19 protein-coding genes and 1 pseudogene are annotated in these 22,084 nt (G+C 46.3%); 15 read left to right on the top strand and 5 right to left on the bottom strand.

The window, feature by feature from the left end; all coding sequences use genetic code 11:
* Nucleotides 1-112: 112 nt before the first annotated feature.
* From JRI46_08080 to JRI46_08070, 3 genes and pseudogenes are all read left to right on the top strand, one after another.
* A pseudogene (locus tag JRI46_08080) lies at nucleotides 113-1,225 on the top strand (hypothetical protein).
* Nucleotides 1,226-1,383: 158 nt separating this feature from the next.
* Nucleotides 1,384-2,109 (top strand): DUF429 domain-containing protein, encoded by a 726-nt coding sequence (locus tag JRI46_08075; GenBank protein MBW2039536.1) that lies wholly within the window; start codon nucleotides 1,384-1,386, stop codon nucleotides 2,107-2,109.
* 78 nt (nucleotides 2,110-2,187) lie between these two features.
* A complete protein-coding gene (locus tag JRI46_08070; GenBank protein MBW2039535.1) occupies nucleotides 2,188-3,426 on the top strand; it encodes a radical SAM protein in 1,239 nt (412 codons plus the stop codon).
* 266 nt (nucleotides 3,427-3,692) lie between these two features.
* Here the strand turns inward: JRI46_08070 and JRI46_08065 are convergent, their stop codons facing one another.
* Genes JRI46_08065 through JRI46_08055 form a run of 3 tightly spaced genes read right to left on the bottom strand, consistent with a single transcriptional unit; the run spans nucleotide 3,693 to nucleotide 7,892 of the window.
* Nucleotides 3,693-5,660: an ABC transporter permease gene (locus JRI46_08065; protein ID MBW2039534.1), complete on the bottom strand. Its 1,968-nt coding sequence runs from the start codon at nucleotides 5,658-5,660 to the stop codon at nucleotides 3,693-3,695.
* A gap of 8 nt (nucleotides 5,661-5,668) precedes the next feature.
* Entirely contained in the window at nucleotides 5,669-6,634 is a 966-nt protein-coding gene (locus tag JRI46_08060; protein MBW2039533.1) for an efflux RND transporter periplasmic adaptor subunit, read from the bottom strand.
* On the bottom strand, nucleotides 6,624-7,892 hold the full coding sequence (locus JRI46_08055) for a TolC family protein (protein MBW2039532.1): 1,269 nt from the start codon (nucleotides 7,890-7,892) through the stop codon (nucleotides 6,624-6,626). Before JRI46_08055 ends, JRI46_08060 begins: the two co-directional genes overlap by 11 nt.
* Nucleotides 7,893-8,335: 443 nt before the next feature.
* Between JRI46_08055 and JRI46_08050 the strand changes: the two genes are divergently transcribed.
* The 12 genes from JRI46_08050 (at nucleotide 8,336) to JRI46_07995 (ending at nucleotide 20,666) form a co-directional block, all read left to right on the top strand.
* Nucleotides 8,336-9,172, top strand: coding sequence for a WYL domain-containing protein (locus tag JRI46_08050; GenBank protein MBW2039531.1), 837 nt, complete (start codon nucleotides 8,336-8,338; stop codon nucleotides 9,170-9,172).
* On the top strand, nucleotides 9,162-9,752 hold the full coding sequence (locus tag JRI46_08045) for a hypothetical protein (protein MBW2039530.1): 591 nt from the start codon (nucleotides 9,162-9,164) through the stop codon (nucleotides 9,750-9,752). Before JRI46_08050 ends, JRI46_08045 begins: the two co-directional genes overlap by 11 nt.
* Before the next feature lie 9 nt (nucleotides 9,753-9,761).
* Nucleotides 9,762-10,550 (top strand): uridine phosphorylase, encoded by a 789-nt coding sequence (gene udp / locus JRI46_08040; protein ID MBW2039529.1) that lies wholly within the window; start codon nucleotides 9,762-9,764, stop codon nucleotides 10,548-10,550.
* Nucleotides 10,551-10,609: 59 nt separating this feature from the next.
* Complete coding sequence (locus JRI46_08035; GenBank protein MBW2039528.1) at nucleotides 10,610-11,596, top strand: WG repeat-containing protein; 987 nt, start codon at nucleotides 10,610-10,612, stop codon at nucleotides 11,594-11,596.
* 210 nt (nucleotides 11,597-11,806) lie between these two features.
* Nucleotides 11,807-12,601 (top strand): hypothetical protein, encoded by a 795-nt coding sequence (locus JRI46_08030; protein ID MBW2039527.1) that lies wholly within the window; start codon nucleotides 11,807-11,809, stop codon nucleotides 12,599-12,601.
* 396 nt (nucleotides 12,602-12,997) lie between these two features.
* On the top strand, nucleotides 12,998-13,294 hold the full coding sequence (locus JRI46_08025; GenBank protein MBW2039526.1) for a type II toxin-antitoxin system Phd/YefM family antitoxin: 297 nt from the start codon (nucleotides 12,998-13,000) through the stop codon (nucleotides 13,292-13,294).
* On the top strand, nucleotides 13,260-13,700 hold the full coding sequence (locus JRI46_08020) for a putative toxin-antitoxin system toxin component, PIN family (GenBank protein MBW2039525.1): 441 nt from the start codon (nucleotides 13,260-13,262) through the stop codon (nucleotides 13,698-13,700). The genes JRI46_08025 and JRI46_08020 overlap by 35 nt, the downstream gene beginning before the upstream one ends.
* A gap of 11 nt (nucleotides 13,701-13,711) precedes the next feature.
* Complete coding sequence (locus JRI46_08015) at nucleotides 13,712-16,243, top strand: UvrD-helicase domain-containing protein (GenBank protein MBW2039524.1); 2,532 nt, start codon at nucleotides 13,712-13,714, stop codon at nucleotides 16,241-16,243.
* Complete coding sequence (locus JRI46_08010; GenBank protein ID MBW2039523.1) at nucleotides 16,240-16,755, top strand: hypothetical protein; 516 nt, start codon at nucleotides 16,240-16,242, stop codon at nucleotides 16,753-16,755. The genes JRI46_08015 and JRI46_08010 overlap by 4 nt, the downstream gene beginning before the upstream one ends.
* Nucleotides 16,752-19,691 carry a PD-(D/E)XK nuclease family protein gene (locus JRI46_08005; GenBank protein MBW2039522.1) on the top strand — a complete coding sequence of 980 codons (2,940 nt, stop codon included), beginning with the start codon at nucleotides 16,752-16,754 and terminating at the stop codon, nucleotides 19,689-19,691. The genes JRI46_08010 and JRI46_08005 overlap by 4 nt, the downstream gene beginning before the upstream one ends.
* Nucleotides 19,692-19,918: 227 nt before the next feature.
* Nucleotides 19,919-20,137, top strand: a complete 219-nt coding sequence (gene infA / locus JRI46_08000; protein MBW2039521.1) for a translation initiation factor IF-1 — start codon at nucleotides 19,919-19,921, stop codon at nucleotides 20,135-20,137.
* 181 nt (nucleotides 20,138-20,318) lie between these two features.
* The gene (locus tag JRI46_07995; GenBank protein MBW2039520.1) at nucleotides 20,319-20,666 is read left to right on the top strand and encodes an IPT/TIG domain-containing protein; all 348 of its coding nucleotides are present in this window, start codon (nucleotides 20,319-20,321) and stop codon (nucleotides 20,664-20,666) included.
* A gap of 18 nt (nucleotides 20,667-20,684) precedes the next feature.
* Here the strand turns inward: JRI46_07995 and JRI46_07990 are convergent, their stop codons facing one another.
* Both JRI46_07990 and JRI46_07985 read right to left on the bottom strand, forming a co-directional pair.
* Nucleotides 20,685-21,134, bottom strand: a complete 450-nt coding sequence (locus JRI46_07990; GenBank protein MBW2039519.1) for a putative toxin-antitoxin system toxin component, PIN family — start codon at nucleotides 21,132-21,134, stop codon at nucleotides 20,685-20,687.
* 371 nt (nucleotides 21,135-21,505) lie between these two features.
* Nucleotides 21,506-21,916, bottom strand: coding sequence for a WYL domain-containing protein (locus tag JRI46_07985; protein ID MBW2039518.1), 411 nt, complete (start codon nucleotides 21,914-21,916; stop codon nucleotides 21,506-21,508).
* Nucleotides 21,917-22,084 lie beyond the last annotated feature (168 nt).

Raw genomic sequence — 22,084 nt, 5'->3', positions numbered from 1 at the left:
ATTTCAAGATGTTATGTTATCCTAAGACCCTCTAAAAGTCAATGTTTTTACTGAACTTTCTCGCTATTTTAAAAATTATTTCTATCAAATTAAGGGGTTTTTGCAGTAGAATCATAGTTATGTTATACCCAAAGATAGGGAATACAATTTCCTGATTCACAATATAGATTATAAAAAATCGGAAGAGATTGTGGAAACTCCTATGGAGAAACCCTATGATCTGTTAAAGAGGGGCTTTATTTCTTTGAGCAGTGAAGATCAGATACGAAGAATAGAGGAAGAGACTACCTATGAACGAGCAGTGACGGAGGAAAGGCGAGAGAAGAGAACTCTCATAGAGTTTAGAGTGTATACGGCCGAAGAAGTTGCTCAAGTTATTCACAATAGGTACAGAAGTTGGGATATGGATGAAGGCACTAACTATGCGCAGAAGTATCCTTTTGATAAAATACTGGCAATCATAAAAAACTCTCTCAGAGATAAGGAAAATTTAGTAAATGAGAAAGGTCGGCAAAAGATATTGAACGCCTTCGGAGTGGTAAGAAGGAAGAAAACCAAAAGTCTGAGGTATAAAATCGAGGCCGAGGACCTTTTTTCAAAAAATACAGCAGCGATTGATAAGAATTCATTGGGGGTCGGTTCACTAAGAAGAGATGGCAGTATTTTCTATGACGATTTCTCTTTAAAGAACGGAGAAGAGGAGGATAGAAAGCTGTTAAGAGAATTATTAGATGACGAAACCCTTCCACGGTATGCATTACAGAGGGTTGAGAATACTTTCAATTTCAAGACACCTTTGAACATTGCCTTTGCCTCATACAAACCAGAAAGGGATTTCATAAAGAGATTGGTTAGTGAAGAAAATGCTAAGAAAATAGATGCTTGGATAAAATCTCTTGATGTAGGTTTTTATAGTATTGAATACTCCTGGAGAAAAGGAGAGCATCCAAAACAGGGAAGTTTCAACCCAGACTTCTTTATAAAAATTGGGAGAGATATACTGGTAGTGGAGATAAAGGCAGATACTGATATATCCAATGAAAATAGGGCAAAACTTAGATATGCAAGAGAACATTTCAAGCGGCTGAATAAACTACAGTCTGAATACAAGTATTATTTTAAATTTCTTTCTCCCTCGAGCTACGATTTTTTCTTCCATAATCTGAGAGAAGGCAAATACAAAACCTTTAAATCTAAGATTGAAGCCGAGTTAGAGGAAACATAATAAAAATCAGGCAGAACTTCGCACAACAGCGGATAAAATACAAAGATTTATTTCCCCCAAATTTTTCTTCGGGCAACTTTACTGATCCGTCGCCTCATTAGACGAAACGTTGCTTAGTAAAATAAAAGAGATTACAACTCACTATTGAAGTATTAAAGATGCTTGTTGGCGCGGATGGTTGTAAGGCAGGTTGGTTTACTGTTCTCGTTATGGAGGATAATGACTGGGAGGTAGATGTCTTTCCAGATGTATCCAGCCTTTGGAACAAGTACAGCAGTGCCTCGGTGATACTTCTTGATGTCCCCATTGGTCTACGAGATAGAGGCACTGAAGAACGCATTTGCGATATCGAAGCCCGAAAAATACTTGGTCCTAAGCGACGATCCAGTGTGTTCCCAGCACCATGCAGAGCGTCAATCTCTGCTAAGACCTATGAGGAGGCTAACAATATCAATAAACAGATGACAGGAAGGGGATTATCCCTTCAGACCTGGAATATAATCCCTAAAATTTGTGAAGTAGATATCCTTCTCTCCAACGACGAATCTGCCAGATCACGTATCAGAGAGATACATCCAGAGATATGCTTTTGGGCACTGGCTGGCCATCCGATGAAGCACTCGAAAAAGAAACGCGAAGGACTATTGGAACGCACGAAGGTACTGCAATCCCTTTATCCTCGGACAGATGATATAATAAGATATGCCTTATCCGCTTACAGGCGCAATGAAGTGGCAAAAGACGATATTCTCGATGCCTTATCAGCAGCAGTTACCGCGATGAGGGGTGTACAGAGGCTTGTTTCTATTCCAAAAGCACCTGAATTTGATTCACAAGGCTTGCGCATGGAGATGGTATACTGTTTTTACCATACGGAGTATTAAAACATCGGTGGCTACGCTGCTCACAGACCCGCTGTCTTGTCATCGGCCATTGCGGACAACAACTAATGGAGAAAGGCTGTGGATACAGCACAAGTGGACAATTACAGTATTGACATAGGACCGATGGGGCCAATCGGTGAGGGAGAGGCGCTCATATTGAGAGTAACACGGAACTGTCCCTGGAATAGATGCCTGTTCTGTCCGGTATACAAAGAAAAGAGATTTAGCTACAGGAATGTTCCGGAGATAAAGAGCGATATTAACGCAGTAAAGAGGATAGTAGAGTTAATAGAGACCACCTCTTGGGACATTGGTTTTAGTGGAAGAATAAAAGGAGAAATACTGCAGGAGGTAATCAGAAGCCATCCGGAAATTTACGGGGAGGATCCTTACCATACAACTCAAGACAACTGGCTTGCGCTATCAAGTCTCAATAACGTTGCAAATTGGTTGTGTTATGGTGCAAAGAGGGTATTTTTGCAAGATGCCAATGCCCTGATTATGAGACCTGGAGAGCTCATCGAAGTTTTAACATATTTAAAAGAGACATTCCCGACAATTCAGACGATCACGTGTTATGCCAGGTCAAAGACCTGTGCCCAAAGGTCTCGTGAAGAATTGAGGGCATTAAAGGAAGCGGGACTTTCCTGGTTGTTTGTCGGAATAGAATCGGGTTGTGACGAAGTCTTGAGATATATGAAAAAAGGGGTGACGAGCACAGAACACATTAGAGGCGGTCAAAAAGTAATAGAGGCGGGAATAAATCTAGCCGCGTTTGTTATGCCTGGCCTCGCAGGCAACGATGAGACGTTAGTGAAACAACATGTTTCGGGAACCATTAACGTTTTAAATCAGATAAAGCCCACTGAAGTTAGGATAAGAAGCTTAGCTATTATCGAGGGTTCACCACTCTATGAACGATGGGAATCAGGAGATTTTAAAGCTCCAACTGAAGATCAAATGGTTGATGAGCTAAGACAGATCATTGAGGGTTTGACATTCGATTGCACTATTGAGACACTTCAGATGACAAATGTCCTCTTTACTACCAAGGGAAGGTTATCAACAAGGAAAGAGGAAATGCTTGCAGCGATTGCAGGCTACCAGGCACTATCTCCGATAGAACAGTTGCGGTTTAAGTTTAACCGATATGTATATGGTGGTTATCTGGATTGTGTTATGAGGTCGGGAAGGCTTGATTCCCGGTTGAATCAGTTGATTGAAGAAGCGAAGATAAGCCTTGAACAAGAATCGCCTGATGCCGTGGCAAAGACAGAGCAGGCAATATTTGCTATAAAGTCAAAAGGGATTCCGTAATGGCCTCTTCTTCTGCGAGCGTTTCTGGTGCGTTGCTTCCTTAATTTTGAGGTACCTTCTTCGTTCAGCTCAGAGCTGTTTCTCAGCTTCTCCTTAAGCCCTCTAATAAGTTCCCTTGTGATCATGAAATGCCTCCTGTGAGCCTGCCTCGGTGCAGTGTTTCGCTTCCCGTTGAAAACGGGAGCTTCTTAGTATTAAATTAGCTCGATATAAAAAGTCAATTAGTGTGTCCTTTTATAATACGATAGTAATAAGGGTTTTCTTTATTATTCATATCTTAATGCCTCAATAGGATTGAGTCTTGCAGCTTGGCGAGCTGGCCAGAGGCCAAAACCTATTCCGACAATGAGAGAAAATGTTGTGGCGAGCACTATAGCAAATATAGAAACCTTTGTCGCCCAACCAGCCAAGAGAGCAAGCAGCATAGATATAACTCCGCCGAATAGAATCCCGACTATTCCTCCGCTCACAGTCATCAATACAGACTCAATAAGAAATTGAGCCAGTATATCCATCTTGTTTGCTCCTATCGCCTTCCGCAGGCCTATTTCTCTGGTGCGCTCAGATACAGAGACGAGCATAATATTCATTATACCTATTCCTCCGACTAACAGGGCGATGGCGGCAATAGAGCCTAAAAGCCATGTCATGGTTCGAGTGGTGCTTTGGAGGGTTTCTTGAATTTCGGCCATGTTGCGAATGTAAAAGGTATCTTCTTTTTCTTTATTCAGACGGTGGCGTTTTATAATGAGTTTGCGTATTGTCTCTTGGGCCTCTTCCATTATACGAGGATCCCGTACTTCTACATCTATAGAATCGATATATTGTTTTCCTAAGAGTCGGTACATAGCGGTCGTAATGGGGATAACTACTAGATCATCTCGGTCACGCCAGGCGGAAGCGCCTTTCTCCGGCAAGATGCCGATAACCCTGAAATTGATGCGATTGATTTTTATCACACTGCCGATCGGATTGGCATTTCCGAAGAGTTCTTTAACGACGGTGGCGCCGATTACCACCACCTTTTTTCGCATCCGTAATTCCTCTTCGCTGAAAAACCTTCCTATCGTGGGGACCGATGCCCGCATCGGTGCATACTCTATTCCTGTGCCTTGGACCTGTGTGTTCCAGTTTTTACTGCCGTATACAAGTTGTCCACGACCCCTGACCGAAGGAGATACTCGCTTTACTGTACTCGAGAGCTTGGCTATGGCATCTGCGTCCTGCAAGGTAAAACGGGTAACAGCCCCAGCTTCTAAGGCTACCCCGCGCAGCTGGCTGGAACCAGGCCTTACGATTAAGAGATTTGATCCTAATGAAGCCAAGCTTTTAGAAATAGACTCCTTTGCTCCTTGACCAATAGCCAGCATTGCAATGACCGACGCAATGCCAATAAGAATGCCGAGCATAGAGAGGAACGAGCGCATCTTATGTGAAAAGATTGCATGGAGGGCTTGCCGGAAGTGGTCTCTAAAGGCTGCCTTAGCTAACGTTTGCCGCGATTCAGTTAAGATATTATCTATTGAGATCTTCTGATGAACTGAAAGAGACTTTTTGCGCTTAGTCTTGATTCTTTTATCAGAGATAATCTCACCATCACGCATGCGGATAATTCTCTGTGCGCGCTCAGCAATTTCTTTTTCATGGGTAACCATGACGATGGTTTTACCGTTTTGATTGAGCGCCTCCAAAATTGCGATGATCTCTTCCTCGCTTTTTGTGTCAAGGTTGCCTGTTGGCTCATCCGCTAAGATAATGAGCGGTTCATTCACTAAGGATCTGGCAATGGCAACCCGCTGCTGTTCACCTCCTGATAACTCGTTTGGCCGATGAGATGCTCTTTGTGACAGGCCTACGTCTTTGATCGTTTCGTGAGCTTTTCCCCTGAGGTGACGTTTTCCCGCATAGATCAAGGGGAGCTGTGCATTTTCTAAGGCACTGATGCGGGGAAGGAGATGAAATTGCTGAAAGACGAAGCCTGCTAATCGGTTTCTTAATATGGCCAATTCTTCATCGGTGAGTTCAGTTATTTCTTTTGCACCTAAATGGTATGAGCCTGAATCAGGCCTATCTAAAAAGCCCACGATATGCAATAGGGTTGATTTTCCCGAGCCTGAAGGCCCCATGACGGCAACAAATTCTCCAGGTGCAATCTTTAAAGACACGTTATGTAATGCTTGCACCCGTACGTTGCCCATCTGGTAGGTCTTGGTTATATTTTTTAGTTCGATCATATTTTCCCCTACCGCTTTTTCCTACCGAAAGGCGTCAAAGGACTGCTTCCCGCCCCTTTTCTTTTTGAGGGTAGTAATGTTTGGGTCTCAATGATTATTTTATCTTTTACATCCAGCCCTGAAAGAACTTCTACATTCTTCTCATCTGAAATGCCGAGGTTAACTCTGCGCTGAACCGGTTTTTCCCCACTACCCGGGCTTATAAGAACAAAGCTCCCCTCTTCATCTTGCCTCACTGCATCAATAGGTATAATGAGGATATTTTCTTTACTTTGCTCTATTATATCTACAGTAGCACTCATGCCTGAGCGAAACAACGGTGGTACCTTTTCAGGAAGTATGTCGACTTCATAGATGGTAACATTACTAACAATTTTAGATTCATAGGCTATATGGTCGACAGTTGCCCTTACTTTCATTTCAGGATATGCATCCAAGCTAATAATTGCTGCCTGACCGAGTCTCACTTTCCCGATATCAGTCTCATCAACCTGTGCCTGGACAATGAGGCGATCCGATAATACAATGACAGCATCACCTGAAGTAACAGTTTGACCTGGCTCAACAGCTCTGACGATTACTTCTCCGTTAATAGGGGCTATGAGAGGAGTAGGTTTATACACCTCCTGCCAATACGCTAATGTTTCTTCACCTTGTGCTCTGGCGGCATCTAAAAGCGCAGCCCTTTCAGTTGAACTCATCAATGCTAAGGTCTGACCAACCGTTACTCGTTCTCCCTCTTGTACAAAAACCCTTTCAACCCGGCCGTTAATCGGCGGCTTTATCTCTAAACGGTTTTGGGGCTGCACCGTGCCTGTTGTCGATATAAAGGTTTGGACTGTGTCATATATGGGGCTTATCACTTTTATACCCCCAACAGAGGTCTTTTTTTGTTTTAATGCTATTACTAAAATTATACTCAAACTGACGACAATCAATATGCTGAGGACAATTTTCCATCTTTTATTCCCCATAATCTAATGTCCCTCCTTTTGCTTGGATCCACTCAGCTTCAGCAATTAATGTATTGGTCTGAGCATCCAAAAAAGATTTTTTAGCTCGCACTAAATCATCCTCGATGATTGTCCAGTTGTCAAATGAGATAAGGCCGTTTGAATATTGTGCTTGGGCTATCTTTGCCCGTTCTTCAGCTGCTCGTAAGAATTTTTTCTGCACCGCAACTGTATCCATTGTATCCTGCAAATTTGTCCAGGTCTCTTCTAAAGTCAGGATAACGCTGTCTCGACTGCTTCTCTCATCTGCCTGTACTTGGTTCAATACGGCCCTGGCCTTAGAAACCTCTGCCCATCGGCGACCGCCTTCGAAGAGAGGAAAAGTGAGGGTTACACCAACCGACCATTCATCCTGGTCTGGCGGCCAGTCCGAATCAATTCTTCCTGCACTCATATTTGCGTAAACTTGGGGGAAGAACTCCGCCTTCGCAGATTTTAACCCAAGCCTTGCTGCCTCTTTTTCGGCAATCAGGGCCTTTAGAAAAGGGGTGCTTGCCGCCAAGACTTCAAAATTAGGTCTCTCTCGTTTCGCATCGATAATCTCAAAATCTCCTATTACCCGTATTGGTTTTAGTTCCATTCGACCTAATTCCTTCGTTAATTGTCTCTGAGCTAAGTCAATATTTCGCTTGGCCTGAGCAACCTCAAATTCAGCCTGGGCTAAATCAGCTTGCGCAGTTAATAACGATCCTTTGTGTTCTCTTCCTCCCTCATAACGCAATCTTACCAAATCTATGTTCTGCTTTCTGCGCCTAAAAATATCTTCTGTAATGTTTAAAAGTTCCTGAGCTCTCAAAAGCTCAATAAAGGCTGTTCGTAGTCTCAATCTTACATCAGATGAGGTTACTTCATGGTTGTATTGCGCTGATTTTACATTTTTTGAGGCAGCAGCTATATCATATGGAGTTTTAAGACCATCGAATAACAACTGCTTTACTGTTACGCCATACGAATATGTATCAGTCTTGTTTTTGACGGCTGTTTTTGAGGTGCTTTGACTTATTTCACTGCTTATCTGAGGCAAAATGTTACTTGTAACAATTGTTCTATCAGCTTTAGCCTGATTTAATTTTTCTTCTGCAGAAATTAAATCAGGGTGTTTTTCCTTTGCTTCTTTGACACAGTCTTCCCAGGTCAGTGTTTCCGCAGCTCTTACCTCACTCAGGACAAGACATAAAAAAGAAAAAACAATCGCGAGAAATATCGTATATCTTTTCATCTTGTCTCCTTTCTTATTAACAACAGTGCTTTCTAATTGAGCTAGACATTTTACGGCTCGGGTTAAGGATGTGCTAACACTTTCTTCTGGTATCGCCCCCTTCCTTTCTTGGACACCAGGAAGATGAAAGGGTTGAAGCTTAACTACCTTCCACAAGGTAATATTTGCACAATACTGGTAAGAAAGACAAGGTGTAGCCTTTGGTTGAACATAGAGTCGGCAGAACCTAAATACTATAGCGAAGGCAGTCGCCCCATTATTAGTTAATGGCGACATACTTTTGTCGTTTTAGGCTTCCAACCAAACGTATATTTTGCTATCTTTGTAATATCGTCAGAAAGGAATAATGATTTATGAAAGGGAGCAGGATATATAACATCCTCAGGGTGTTAATGCTCTTAAAGGAGAAGTGAAAGGTATCTACAAAAGAGCTGAGCCAAGAATTGGGGATAACTGTAAGATCCATCCAGCGATATATAGAAATTCTCAGAAATTCTGGGCTCCCGATACTGCTTGGAGATGTTCGCGGTACCTATGAGCTGAGCAAGGAATTCAGCCTCGATTACCTCAGCGATGAGGAATATGCTGTAATCCTCCTTTTCCGGGATCTCTCAGAGAAAATGGGAAGCCCCATGAAGGATGCTGCGCAACGATTGTTAAATAAAGTCCTGGATGGGAGAAGCGGGCCGGTTTTTTTGGGAATACCTGGCCCAGAGGGCATAGATGACCCTGAGACATTCAAGAGGCTTCTCAAGGCCATACTGGAGGAGAAAGTGGTCAGCTTTACCTATAAGGTCTATTCCCCCTATACGGTGGAGGTGAAGCCATACAAGATGACATTTTTCGATAGCTTCTGGTATCTCCTTGGTGAGGAGGTCACCACGGGTGAGTGGAAGAGCTATGCCCTGGACAAAATTGAAGGAGTGAAAATAGGACGCAAACGATTTCAGATGCCGAGAGATGTGGACAGGGTTGTGGCGGAGAGCTTCAATCCCTGGATAAGGGTTCAAAAGAGATTGAGGGTGATGGTAGAGACCGATCCTGAGATATCACATTACTTTTTGCGCAAGAGGCTCTTCCCCACCCAGGAGATAGTGGAAGAAAAGGATGATGGGAGTTTGATAGTTGAGTTCAGGGTTGGTGCCATTGAAGAGGTAGAGTTCTTTCTCAAGCAATGGATACCATATATCAAGGTCGTAGAGCCAGTGGAGTTTGGCAGGAGGTTAATAGAAGAGTACAAAGCGTGGATCAAAAGACAGGGGAATAAGTATGATGAATGATCTCCAAAAATTTATTGAACGTTTGAAATCCATCGTGCCGGAAGGGCAGATCCACATCCTCAATTACCTCCTTGGGTGCTATCTCTCAACAACAAATATTCAACTTTCCGACTTTCCCGCTTGGCCGCTTATCCCTACTAATGTAACTACATCCACCATCTATTTCGAGACGGGTAAACCCTCTAGCATCGATGTGGAGGTGGATGTGGGGGTAGATCCGTTGCATCTCGAACTGGACCCAGAGGACCCAGATGTACGGCCAGGGATACCCGTGGGCTATATAGACCAAGATGTCTTCATGGACCGTGGTGTTACAGGGGAGGTATATGAGATGTTTCGTTTGTATATGCCACCTGGGTTCGAGTTTATCATCGAGGAGTTTGTGGTAAATTTGCGCGAGGCTCAAGATCTTAGATTGAGGCTAAGGGGAACCAAAAAAGTAAAAGACGAAGATGAATTATTTTATATTTTGGAGAACTTGAGTCGTCCCATGGGAAAGCAGGATTGGTATAAGGAGGGAATGCAGGAGTTGCAAGGACATTCAACACTGGAGAAGAAAAAGGGTGAGACAGGCAGGTGAGAAGCTGAAATGACGGATCAATATACCCATCATCTCGCATTGGGTAAAGAGGATATCCAGGGTGCCGAATTCGCCTTTCTGTCTGGGGCGCCGGAGAGGGTGCCGAAATTGACCAGGGCCTTTGATCCCCAGAGCAAAGAGATAGCCTATCAGAGGGAGTTCAGAAGCTGGTTGGGTAGGATAGAAGGGATACCCGTCTTGGTGACCTCCACGGGTATCGGTGGCCCCTCTACCTCCATTGCCATCGAAGAATTGGCCCAGTTGGGGGTGATGACATTCATCCGTGTGGGGACCACCGGCGCTATCCAAAGGGAGATCGAAGTGGGTGATGTGATCATCACCACCGGCTCGGTCAGGATGGATGGTGCCTCCACACATTATGCCCCGCTAGAATATCCAGCAGTAGCCCATCATGAGGTCCTGCAAACCCTAATAGAGGCAGCGCAGGAGGTGAATCCTCCTGGTGGATTCAACTACCATATCGGCATCACCGTGTCCGTGGACACCTTTTACCCTGGGCAAGAGCGATATGACACCTACTCCCAGTATGTCATCAGGGGACTTCAGGGGAGCCTAGAAGAATGGCAAAGGCTTCATGCCCTAAACTATGAGATGGAGTCGGCAACGGTCTTGACCCTCTGTTCTACCTTGGGACTCAGGGGAGGCTGCGTTACAGGGGTATTAGTGAACCGAACCCTTGCAGGGGAGACAAAGAGATCACAGGGAGAAAGGGCGGAGGATAACGCCATCGCCGTGGCCGTGGAGGCGATGAGGAAGTTGATTCGATCCTCCCTATAACCGACGATATTCCCACGAGGGTCATAGGTGACTCCATATTCATGTTAAAAAGGAATTAAATGTCTGATTTATCTCAACACCAAAAAAGGGTCTTTAGGGTTAAGAAAAGAGGGAGCGAACTGTTTCCTATTATCCAGAATGGTAAGTATGGCTATGTAGACAGGATTGGAAAGGTGGTAATTAAGCCACAATTTAATTATGCATGGGACTTTTATGAAGAGGTTGCCGTTGTAAATATTGGATGCAAGATTATTGACAAAGAGTTGAAAGGCGGAAAATGGGGTTACATCGATCGGTTGGGAAATTATTTAATTAAGCCACAGTTTCGTTCTGCTAATCGCTTTTCTGAAGGGCTGGCAAGTGTAAGTATTAATGGTAAATTCGGTTATTACGATAAGGGGGGAATGTGCGTAATTAGACCACAATTTGAATTGGTAGGACGTTTTTCTGAAGGATTGGCATGGGTATGGATTGACGGTAAATGTGGCTTTATTGATAAAATAGGGAAGCTTATCATCAAACCGCAATTCGATTATATAGAAGGGTTTTCTGAAGGTTTCGCATGTGTTGGAATTGACGGCAAACAAGGCTTTATTGATAGAATGGGAGAATATATAATCGACTTACAATTTGATTTAGCGCATGGTTTTTCTGAGGGACTGGCTTGCGTAGGAGATGATCGATACAAGTATGGATATATTGACAAAAAAGGGAGGATAATCGTCAATCTTCAGTTTGATTTGGCTGGAAGTTTTTCTGAAGGACTGGCATGGGTAGAAATTGGTGGTAAGTGTGGGTATATTGATAAGAATGGGGAAATGGTAATTGATCCGCAGTTTGATGAACCATTAGAATTTTCTGAAGGGCTGGCAGGAGCAAAGATTGGGGAAAGGTGGGGTTATATTGACAATATGGGAAAATACGTAATCCCCCCACAATTTGATGGTGCAATGTGTTTTCACAATGGACTTGCAAAGGTAAAAATTGGTAAGAAGTGGAGTTATATCGATAAAACGGGGAAATATGTTTGGAATTCACAAATTTAATTGGAGAGTGGGGTGGGGAAAGGTCTGCTAAAGTTAGTTGAAATTTAAGGTAGCGGCTCCTAAAATGGTTGTAATTTTGGTTATTGAAAACCATGGAGTATAGTACTTAAAATTCTAACATTGCGTTGCAGCCGGCCGCCTGCAGCGGCGGCTAAGCTTGGGTGTTAGGTTTCCCAATGTTTCTGAATTCATGTAAAGGAGGGAAACAACATGAGGAGCGATAAATTATCCATGTTGAATTTTTCACGTTTACTCCACTATTCTGGAGGACAGCCACAAGTAAAAAATCAATATGATCCTCCAATAACATGCACAGGTTTTTGCATTTCTTGTGAAGAAAAAGGCTTTTTTGCGAAGTCAGATAAAATGCTTGATCTGATGTCTCATGGTGCGGATACACGGGACTTTGAACAGATTCTTGGTGACTTACCATTGCCAGAGCAATATATTGAAGTTCCTATCATGTTTCTCCTAGAATCTCCTGGTGCAGATTATGAAAATGGAGAGCCAGTATCCTATAAAGGTGTAACTAAAAGGCCCCCTGTTAAACGTTATTATTGGGGTCCTAACCCTATGACCGAATGGCCTAATAACCCATGTGAATTACCACAGTTATATGGTCCATATTTTGCGTACCTGATGAATAAATTTCATCTTAAGGATGTATATATTACCAATGCAATAAAATGTGGGTTAAGCCTAAAGAATAAGAGGGGTAAATTTATCTCTTATAAAATCCAACGCAATTCAAAACTGTTAGACACTCGAATAAGAGAAAATTGTTGTAGAGAATATTTATGTAGGGAAGTTGAGGAATTTAAACCAAAGGTTATTTTTGCTTTTGGAGATAGAGCAGACAAGGTTTTGTATTTTTCAGGACTAAGAGATCAAGGAATAATCACCAAAAAACTATATCATCCTGTCGCAAGGAAGCCATTAAAGGAACGTGTCAACAAAAATAACGAACGGATTAAATCTGTTCTGAAAGATGCTAAACTTTTATAAAAGCGTCGAAGCCTAACAATAGTTTGAAATCTCGCTTGTTAAAATTAGGTAGAAATAATAAATGGCGCACAAGCAAATAGATCCTCAGATTACAGGAATGGTGGAAGTGTTTTTAACTACCTCTAGTTTTTTCCCAAAAAAACATTGATCTAGATAGCTTGAGATATCCTGACGGGACTTCTCCTCTACTAAGGTTTCTAGATCTGTTATTTATCTTCAATTTTGACCAAACGCAATGGGGTTAGGAAGGGCAAGCCTACATTTCACGCTTAATTTTATCTTTTTCCTCTTCTCTTGGAATCCTAGCCTCAAATCTTTCCAAGGAGTATTATGAGAAAATGATTGACAATTGTGCTACAATAGGGTACCATTTTAAAAATTTTTGGAGGGGAAGAGATGAGGTTTGTAAATATAAGGCAATTGAGGCAGGGGGCTTCAAAGGTCTGGAAGGAGCTTGAGGGTGGAGGCGAATTGGTCCTGACCTCCAATGGGAAACCTATTGCCATCCTTATGGGGGTGAACGAAGATAACCTGGACACCTATCTCACTGCCCTCAGGAGGAGCAAGGCGGTGGTGGCCCTCAACCAGATCCAAACAGAGGCAGCCACCAAAGGGCTGGACAAGTTAACTGAGGAAGAGATAGAGAAGGAAATAGGGCTTGCCAGAAAAGAGAGATATAAGGATAGTCCTTGATACCAGTTGCATCGTATCGGGCCTCCTTAAGGCCAGCAGTTACTCCGGCCTTATCCTAAGGCTGGTGGCCGAAGGGGAGGTAAGGGTCGTCTATGATCCAAGGATCTTGATCGAGTACAGAGATGTCCTGCTAAGAGAGAAGTTTGGGTTTGATAAAGGGGGCATTGAGGACGTCTTGAACCAATTAAGGGGGGAGGGGCTCTTGATTACACCCAAGCCTCTCCATACAAGGCTACCGGATGAAAGTGATAGACCCTTTTTAGAGGCGGCTTGTGCCACTGATGTTCCCTTGGTAACCGGCAATAAAAGGCATTTTCCTGAAGATGCGAGAAAAGGAGTAATGGTTTTATCTCCTAAAGAGTTCATAGAGGTCTTTTTTGCCCCAGCGCATGATAGTGAGTCTTAGGACATGAAATAATGAAAGGACAGACATCATACCCCCAGATCTATTACCTTCGAGCCTCAGCCGGGGCCGGCAAGACTTATCAGCTCACCAGAAGATTTCTCTCGCTGCTTGCGGGGATGAGACCCTCGGCAGAGGCCCTGCGCCAGATAGTGGCCATTACCTTCACCAATCGGGCCGCTGCCGAGATGAAAGAGCGCATCATCCTTGCCCTTAAGCAGATCGCCTTGGAGCAGGAAGAGGGGAAAAATCTCGCCCAAGAGACAGGCCTTCAACCCCAGGAGGCCTCGGCTTGGCTGGATACCATCCTCGCCCATTTCAGCGATTTTCACATCCGCACCATTGACAGCCTAGTCTATGCCCTGCTGCGGGCCTTCTCGCTGGAGATGGGGCTGCAGCCGGAATTGGAGGTGACCTTTGACCAGAAAGCTATCCTGAACCGGTGTTTCGATCGACTCCTTTCCCATACTGACTGGGGAGAAGGAGATCAACTCTACCAGCTTCTTTCAGATCTCCTCGAGACGTATCTGAAGATAGAGGAGGCAGGGGGGATGGTGGTGGAGAATGGGATCAGGAGGAGGCTTCAGGAGCTTTATGAAAAAGCGGATGGCCCCATTATTGCCGGTTCCCAACCGGACCTAAACGCAGCCGAGCAGAGGTTGAGGAAGGTGGCTCAAAAGCTTCATTTAAGTATAAGGGAGCAGGGGATTGAGGATTATTTACATAAGAGGATCTTTAAGCCAGATTATCTCCAGGAACCTCTGGCCCATCTGGATAAGGTGTTTTTCGAAAAGGCCTCCTTTGAGGACCTCCTTACCAACAAGGCCCAGGGGATTGAAGGGGCCACCATTTCTCAACTGGACGCCCTTTATCAGGAGCTAAAGGGGGCGAGGGAGGATTACCTCCACCTCTTGGCCCTGGCGAGGGTACATGCCTATATGAGGGCGCTGGAGGAATTACAGGGAGAGATCAGGGGACTTTCCGAAAGGGAAGGTCTGATTATAGGAGGGCAATGGCTTTCCATGGTAAAGGAATATTTTAAAGGAGAGCAGAGGACAGGTACCTATGCCTTTTTGAAGCTGGGCTCAATGGTATATCATTTCCTGATCGACGAATTTCAGGATACAAGCCGTCCTCAGTGGGAGACCCTCCTACCCCTGGTGGAAGAGACCCTGTCCAAAGGGGGGAGTCTCTTTTATGTAGGCGATGTAAAGCAGGCCGTATATGGTTGGCGGGGGGGAGATTGGCGTCTCTTCGGGGAGGTGGCTACAGGGTACTTCCCCAGTGTCCCTCCTCAGGGTAGGAGGGGGGAAACCCTTACGGTGAACTATCGCTCCCTGGCCCAGATCGTCGAGTTCAATAACGAGCTTTACCGCCTCCTCACAGACGGGAAATTTGTGGAGAAGATATCAGAGATGATCTTGGGAGGGAAAACAGGAAAAGAGGCAAAGTCACTCCTTTCCCAGTTGATATATAGTAACTTCGAGGATGTGGAGCAAGGGGTAACCCCTCACCTGCAGGAAGGCCAAAAAAGGGGAAAGGTCGAGATCACCTCCTTTTTGGCCCCGGCAGAGGAGTTGCATCAGGAGGTACAGGAGAGGCTCATCGAACAGGTGAAGGAGGTCTGGGAAAGGAGGGGGAAGGGGATTGCGGTCCTCGTGCGGCGCAACCAGGACGCCGAGGATATAGCTGCCTGGCTAATGGCCGAGGGTATCCCTGTGGTTACGGAGAACTCCCTGCGTGTGCGCAGTTCTGATCTCATCAAGGGGCTGGTGGCCTTTTTGAGGTTTCTGGAATATCCCTTGGATGATCTCTCCTTCTGGGGGGCGATAGCCAGCCGCCTCTTTCAGGGGCTCCCCGGCCTCTCCCAAGAAGCCCTAGAGGCCTTTCTCTCGGAAGGCAGGTGGCAACCGCCGCTATACAAGACCTTTGAGAGGAGGTTCCCTGAGGTCTCCGAAGGGCTTATCAGGCCCCTGCTGGCGCGAGTGGGCTTTGTCACCCCCTATGACCTCGCCAGGGAGGTGGTGGAGAGGTTTCGCCTTATAGAGCGCTTTGCAGGGGATGCGGTCTTCATCTACCGGTTCTTAGAGCTCATATTTCAAATGGAGGCCAAGGGACAGAGGAGCCTTTCACACTTTCTCCAGTTCTGGGAGGAAGGGGGGATGGAGGAGAAGATAGGACTGCCCGAGGAGATCTCCGCAGTAAGGATCCTCACCATCCATAAGGCGAAGGGGCTGGAGTTCCCGGTTGTGTTCATCCCCTTCACCAACTGGAGGCTGGAGCACCCTCGCTTGGCTAGGCTCGATGATGGAAGATTCGTTAATCTTAAAAGGCCCCTCCCATATCAACTGGAAGAAAAAAGGGTCTTGATGATGATAAACAATGCCCTGGAGGCCTTAAACCTCCTCTATGTGGCCACCACCAGGGCAGAGGAGGAGCTCTACCTCTATGTGACCTGTCTTCCCAGAGGTGAGGGGATCAGTAAGGGGTATCTTTCCGCCTGGTTGAGGGAGATGCTCATCCAGAAGGAGCGGCTCGTGTCATGAGTGCGAGATCTCCAGAGATAAAGGTCCACACGCACCATATCTCCTTGGTCCAGGACCCGGACAGGGTCAGCTCAGCCCACCGAGGAGAGCTCATCCACCTCGCCCTCTACTTTCTGGATCATTTTTCAGGGATAGAGGATATAGAGAGGGCCGTGCTGCAGGCCTTTTCCCTCCAAGGAGGGGCTAAGGGGCGTCGGGAAATGAAAAAAGACTACCTCAGACCTCTCTTTTACGCCCTCTCCCTCCCCCAGGTGAGGCCCTGGTTTGAGAGGGGGGTTGTGAACATGCGGGAGGTGGAGGTGGTGGATGCCCGGGGGGAGCTTCACCGCATAGATCGCTTGGTCATCAGGCAGGAGGCGCTGGAGGTGATCGATTTCAAGGTGGGCCACCGGGAGGAGGTGCACCTGGCCCAGGTGGCCCTCTATAACGGTCTTGTGGAGGCCATTTTCTGCAGGCCCACACGCGGGTATCTCCTCTACATAGACGAACCCTCTGTGGTAGCTGTGCCGTGAATAAGGTTACCGTCATCCCCTTAGGTGAGAATTTTCTCCAAAGGCTGGCCGAGGAGGTCTTCGGCCAACACTTCTCGCCTGATGACCCCCTGGCCCTGTCTCAGGTCACCATTTTGATCCCCCATCGCAGGGGGGCTGTATACCTGAGGAATTATCTCTTCGAGCTCATCGGCACCCAGAAGAGGCGACCCTTTCTACCCCCCAAAATCATCGCCATAGAGGACTTTGTGGAAGAGGTGGCGGTGAAGCTGGAGGATCATCCAAGGCATCCCATTTCTCCCCCAGATCAAGCCTGGGTGCTGTTCGGGGTTGTGCAAGGCAGTTCTACCTATGGAAGGGTCACCACCAGCTGGGATATATTTTTCCCCTGGGGTATAAGGCTGGCAGCGCTGCTGGAGGAGATAGATCGGGAGCTGGCCGTCCCCCGGGACATCCCCTATCCCGAGGACGTCCCGCATGAGGCCACGGCCCTCCTGGAAGGACTGAAGGGGATATACGCTGCCTTTGACCGCCATCTGCGGGAAGAAGACCTCACCACCAAGGCAAAGAGGTTGCGGCTGGTGGCGGAGAGGATAGAAAAGGCCCCTATTGCTGAAGGGCCGTTCTATTTGGCCGGCTTTTACGCCCTCACTGGTGCCGAGGAGAGGATCTTCCGCTACCTCTTCACCCAGGGTGCGAGGATCCTCTGGCACGCCGACCCAGACCAGCTCCCTCCCCTGTACAGGCGCTGGAAGGAGGATTGGGGTCTGGAGATAGAGATTAAAGGTGAGGGTATTATCCACTCCCCCTGTCTCCACTTTTATGAAGCCTATGATCTTCATGCCGAACTCCTCCAGGTAACGAAAATCCTCCCCGAAGGGGTCCAGCGACCTGATCAATGCGCCCTGGTGCTCCCTAACCCCTCGGCCCTGGTCCCCACCCTCTACAGCCTCCACCCTGAGATGCCGGTGAACATCTCCCTCGGCTATCCGCTGGAACGCACGGCCCTCTTTTCCCTCATGGAACAGCTCATGAGGCTTCAGGAGGGGCGGGATGAGCAAGGGGCCTATTATCATCAGGACTACGTCACCCTCATCAGACATCCCTATGTGCGGAGGCTCCCCACCTCCTCTGGCAAAGAGGGGCGCATAATCCTCCACCTGCTGGAAGAAAAGATCAGGTACTATGGTAAACCCTTTCTGTCGGAGATGGAATTGGTGGACCTTGTTTCCATATCCGAGGATCCTGAGCGGGATAGAAAGTTCCTTGCGGCGGAAGGCTTGGACTTGGAGGAAGTCAAGGAGTTCGTTCGGGAACTCCACCGTCACCTCTTGGCCCCTTGGGGGAATCTGCAAACGCCCCTGGATCTGGCCGCTGCCTTAAGGGGGATGGTGCGCTTCCTCTTCTCTCCCTTTTTGGAGCAGGGGGATTTTTTGCACTATCACCCCTTAGACAATGAGTTCATCTATACCTTGGACGATAGCGTGATCCCCAGTTTGGAGGATGCCCTCTTTTCTCAGCAGCCCATGGGCAAGAAGCTGCTATTCTCACTGCTGAGGGGTGTGGTGCGCATGGCCCGCACCCCCTTTGAGGGATACCCCTTGGTCGGACTCCAGGTCTTGGGCCTCTTGGAGACGAGACTCCTCTCCTTTGACAAGGTCATTGTGGTCGATGTGAATGAAGAGGTCGTACCTGCCCATGCGGAGGTGAACCCCCTTCTGCCCGAGCCCCTAAAGGGGGCCATTGGCCTGGCGGGCCGCGAGCGGGAAGAGGCCATTGTCCGTTACCACTTTGAACGCCTCATCTACTGCGCTAAGGAGGCCCACCTCCTCTGGCAGGCCTCCACCCTGCCTGCTTCCTCCGGCCTGGAGGGGAAACAGGTGAGAAGTCGCTTTATTGAGAGGCTCCTCTGGCAACAGGAGGAGGGGAGGGGCACCCTCCTGGGGGACTGCGTTGAGAAGGCATCCCTGCACATATCCGGAGAGTGTTTCCTCAAGCAAGGGGGCCTAGCAAAGAGAGGGGAGGACCAGCAGAGGGTGAGGCAGTTCCTCTGCGAGAAGAGCCGCAGAGATGGCCTTTCTGCCTCACTGCTGAACACCTACCTGCTATGTCCCTTGAAATTTTACTATCATTATCTCCTGGGCCTCAGGCCGACTACCTCCGTCCCTGAAGATGTGGACTCCGCTGACTTGGGCATGATCGTCCACCAGGCCTTGGAGGACTATTTCGCCCTTTATCTAAAGAAGACATACGTAAAGGCCAAAGACAACGATCCTAAAAGGCTGATCAGCATCTTCCAGGAACACTTTAGGGGATCGACGATGTACCGCTGTTTGGCCCCGGAGAAGCGGTTCTTTTTGGAGCATACCGCTGCCTATCGCCTCAAAGGCTATCTCTCACAGATGCCGGAGGCTACCTTCATCGACGCCTTAGAGGAGGAGTATTGCTTAACCCTCCCTGTGGGCCTCGGTGAATTTTCCTTCTATGGGAAGGTGGATCGGATAGACAAAAGGGAAGGGCACCAGATCATATTGGATTATAAGACGGGTAGGGTAGGGGGCTTCGCCAAAGGTCACTTCGAAAAAAGGCTCCTTCCTTTTCCCCTCCCTGAAAAACTTGACCGTGAGGGCCTAAAGGCCGTCACGGGGGTGATTAAAGACCTGCAACTCCCCCTCTATGTCCTCTTGGTGGCATCGGGCAAGGGAGAGGATTTGGGCAGGACCCTTTCGGCCTATGTGGACCTGGGGAAAGGGGGTGAGGAACTTTATTTCGTCCCCCCTGACAGGCTCAATGGACTCCGGGACGCCTATATCTCCTGGTTCTCAGGGACCTTCCCCGCCCTGCTTGCCTACCTGATAAAGCATATGATAGAGGCCCCGCTCTTTTATCCAGCCACGGAAGAGGAGATCTGCCGGTTTTGCGAGTATGAGACTATCTGCCGATTCTCATTTGCCTGATCCTCGGCGACAACTCTGCAATGTCTTTCCGCTAAAAAAAATAATGAGTTGTCAAAAATGAGATTTCTTGATCCTTTCTAATAGGTGATAAACTGGGTCCTGCAAAAGGGCTTTTTGTATTGCCCGAGCATGGTTAATGTGATAAAATTATTAAAACAAAAAGATCTTGTTTGAAAAAGATCCTTATTTCAACTGCAAAGTGACGTTGATACGACGAAAGGAGTATCTTGAGTCGAGACGATTTAATACAACTGGAAGGTGTAGTGATCAAGGTTTTGGGTCGCGGGACAATGGAAATTGAATGCGACGACAATATCGTTGTCAGGGGTGTCCTTTGCGGCCGGATGAAAAAGAAAAGGATTAGGGTGATACCAGGTGATCGGGTCCAGATAAGCGTTTCACCCTATGATACCTCACATGGAATAATTACCTGGCGCTTTAAGTGATAGACATGTATTCGGATGGTTTGGATGGGATCTGCCCTTGAATTTTTACAAACATCGCTGGAAATTTGAGGTCATGGAGGGGCAGGTCTTGATTTTTGAAATTCTAATAGGAAGAACATAAGGGTTGTGTCTTGACAGGCTTAGGCTAAACACATAAGGATAGTGCTATGAATAAAAAGTTATTCCCGAGACGTTACCTTATTTTCAGCGTTTTGCTATCGATATTTTTGTTATCTTCATCAACAGTCGTATATGCGCAGAAAGAAAAAAACCGTGTCCCAAGCCTTATATAAAAACGATTTTCCCACTGACTGGCAAGCCTGGAGACCAGGTGCAAATCCGAGGACATAGATTCAGCACGGAAGAAGGTGTGGTCATCTTTAGTCCCGGGGTAAAAGCCGAAATTGTAAAATGGACAAACACTAAAATCTTGGTAATTGTTCCTGAGTCTGCAACCACTGGCCCTGTTACCGTATTACTTCTGTGCGGTTCAGTTAGTAATAAGCAATATTTTACAGTGAAAAAGTAAATGGCGGTTAAAATAGGCTTATCTGTTCCTTGCCTTCTTCGGGCTTTGGGATTGGTTGCCTTTGTTCAACTGGTCTTTCAGTTTTTCCCAAAAAGATCGAGGATCGATGATCTTAATATCTTTGTATTTACCAACTTCAAGTAAGTCTTTATCTCCTGCTACGATATAACTGACCCCACCAGCAACAGCAGAACCAAGCACCATAAGGTCTTTTTTGTCTCGTAAAGAATTAATAGCAGCTTTTTCCGGAATAACAATAATTGAGTATGATCTCAGCAATATGAGTATCTGATGGATTATTTCATCCGGAAGGCGGATTTTGTTTTTGAGCTTATCAGAGATTTCACTCAGGATTTCTTCACACAGGACAATTTCATGGTTTCCTATACAGCTTTCAAAGAGAGCATTACATAAGCCTCGTGCTGCAAACGCAGCAATAGTTACATTGGAATCAAGAACAACCCTCACTGAAGAGCCAGAAAGACGTCTTCGTCGGTTAGGAGACCTTGAGCTTCAGCAAAAGGAAGAACCTTATTACTGAGACGCCGAAATTGATAAACTGCAATGTACCTGCGTAAGGATTCCCGTACGATGTCACTAATGGGCTTCTGCTCATTAGTGCTGATTTCCTGAAGCATTGATCGCATATCTTCAGGCAATCTAATTGTTAATGTCGGCTTCATCCCGTACTTCCGTAAGACATTGTAACACGTATTTTCAATTTGTCAAGGCATTTGCCTCAGGGTGGTGCGGGTTGGCGCCTCCGCTGTGATGGTTGATGAGGTTGTGTGTATTCTGCATTGTCGAGAGTAACGATACGATCCCTTTCCTTCCAAAAGTCAATCAAAGACTTGATCCCTTTTCTTTTCCTCTACCTGGAGATACTTTATTTGATCAAGTCGGAATATCCGGTATTGGTTTCTCATTAAACAGAACGCATCAAGATAAATATGTTCACCTTTTCTAAATAACCGCTCTGGAACCACTTGACGGTGCGTTATCTCCTTTCTTCCCGCATATTCCAAATAAACGATCTTTTTGGCCTCGATAGCATGGCTCAATTCGGCAAAATACCTATTCTCATAATCTTGCGGCCTTAATGGGTCATCCGGTTTATTTAACCATTTTAATAGCTGTTTATCATCATCCGACGGTCCTTCATTACTACTACCGTCTCCGCATCCAGTTAGAAAGACTGCGATTAAAACAGATAATATTATCGATCGGACAATACGCGAATCATTTTTCATGATGTCCCGATTTCCTTCTCTCATATCGAGCCTAACTTATGAGACGAAAAAAAGGGGGACATCCTATATTGCCTCCTGTCAAGAGAAAAGTGGGAGATAAATAAAACTCATTAATATCAACATGATAGATAACGGCATCAAATTTTTAGCGCACCTCACCTCTCAGTT

The organism is Deltaproteobacteria bacterium (assembly GCA_019308925.1).
Taxonomy (GTDB): Bacteria; Desulfobacterota; B13-G15; order B13-G15; family RBG-16-54-18; genus JAFDHG01.
The sequence above is the reverse complement of the archived record's forward strand: the minus strand, read 5'-3'. Positions and strand labels throughout refer to the sequence as shown.

Bases quoted from the DNA above. Each gene is read 5' to 3' on its own strand.
- JRI46_08075 (MBW2039536.1), top strand. From the start codon at position 1,384: ATGCTTGTTGGCGCGGATGGTTGTAAGGCAGGTTGGTTTACTGTTCTC.
- JRI46_08065 (MBW2039534.1), bottom strand. From the start codon at position 5,660: ATGATCGAACTAAAAAATATAACCAAGACCTACCAGATGGGCAACGTA.
- JRI46_08060 (MBW2039533.1), bottom strand. From the start codon at position 6,634: ATGGGGAATAAAAGATGGAAAATTGTCCTCAGCATATTGATTGTCGTC.
- JRI46_08055 (MBW2039532.1), bottom strand. From the start codon at position 7,892: ATGAAAAGATATACGATATTTCTCGCGATTGTTTTTTCTTTTTTATGT.
- JRI46_08045 (MBW2039530.1), top strand. From the start codon at position 9,162: ATGATGAATGATCTCCAAAAATTTATTGAACGTTTGAAATCCATCGTG.
- udp (MBW2039529.1), top strand. From the start codon at position 9,762: ATGACGGATCAATATACCCATCATCTCGCATTGGGTAAAGAGGATATC.
- JRI46_08035 (MBW2039528.1), top strand. From the start codon at position 10,610: ATGTCTGATTTATCTCAACACCAAAAAAGGGTCTTTAGGGTTAAGAAA.
- JRI46_08030 (MBW2039527.1), top strand. From the start codon at position 11,807: ATGAGGAGCGATAAATTATCCATGTTGAATTTTTCACGTTTACTCCAC.
- JRI46_08025 (MBW2039526.1), top strand. From the start codon at position 12,998: ATGAGGTTTGTAAATATAAGGCAATTGAGGCAGGGGGCTTCAAAGGTC.
- JRI46_08015 (MBW2039524.1), top strand. From the start codon at position 13,712: ATGAAAGGACAGACATCATACCCCCAGATCTATTACCTTCGAGCCTCA.
- JRI46_08010 (MBW2039523.1), top strand. From the start codon at position 16,240: ATGAGTGCGAGATCTCCAGAGATAAAGGTCCACACGCACCATATCTCC.
- JRI46_07985 (MBW2039518.1), bottom strand. From the start codon at position 21,916: ATGAAAAATGATTCGCGTATTGTCCGATCGATAATATTATCTGTTTTA.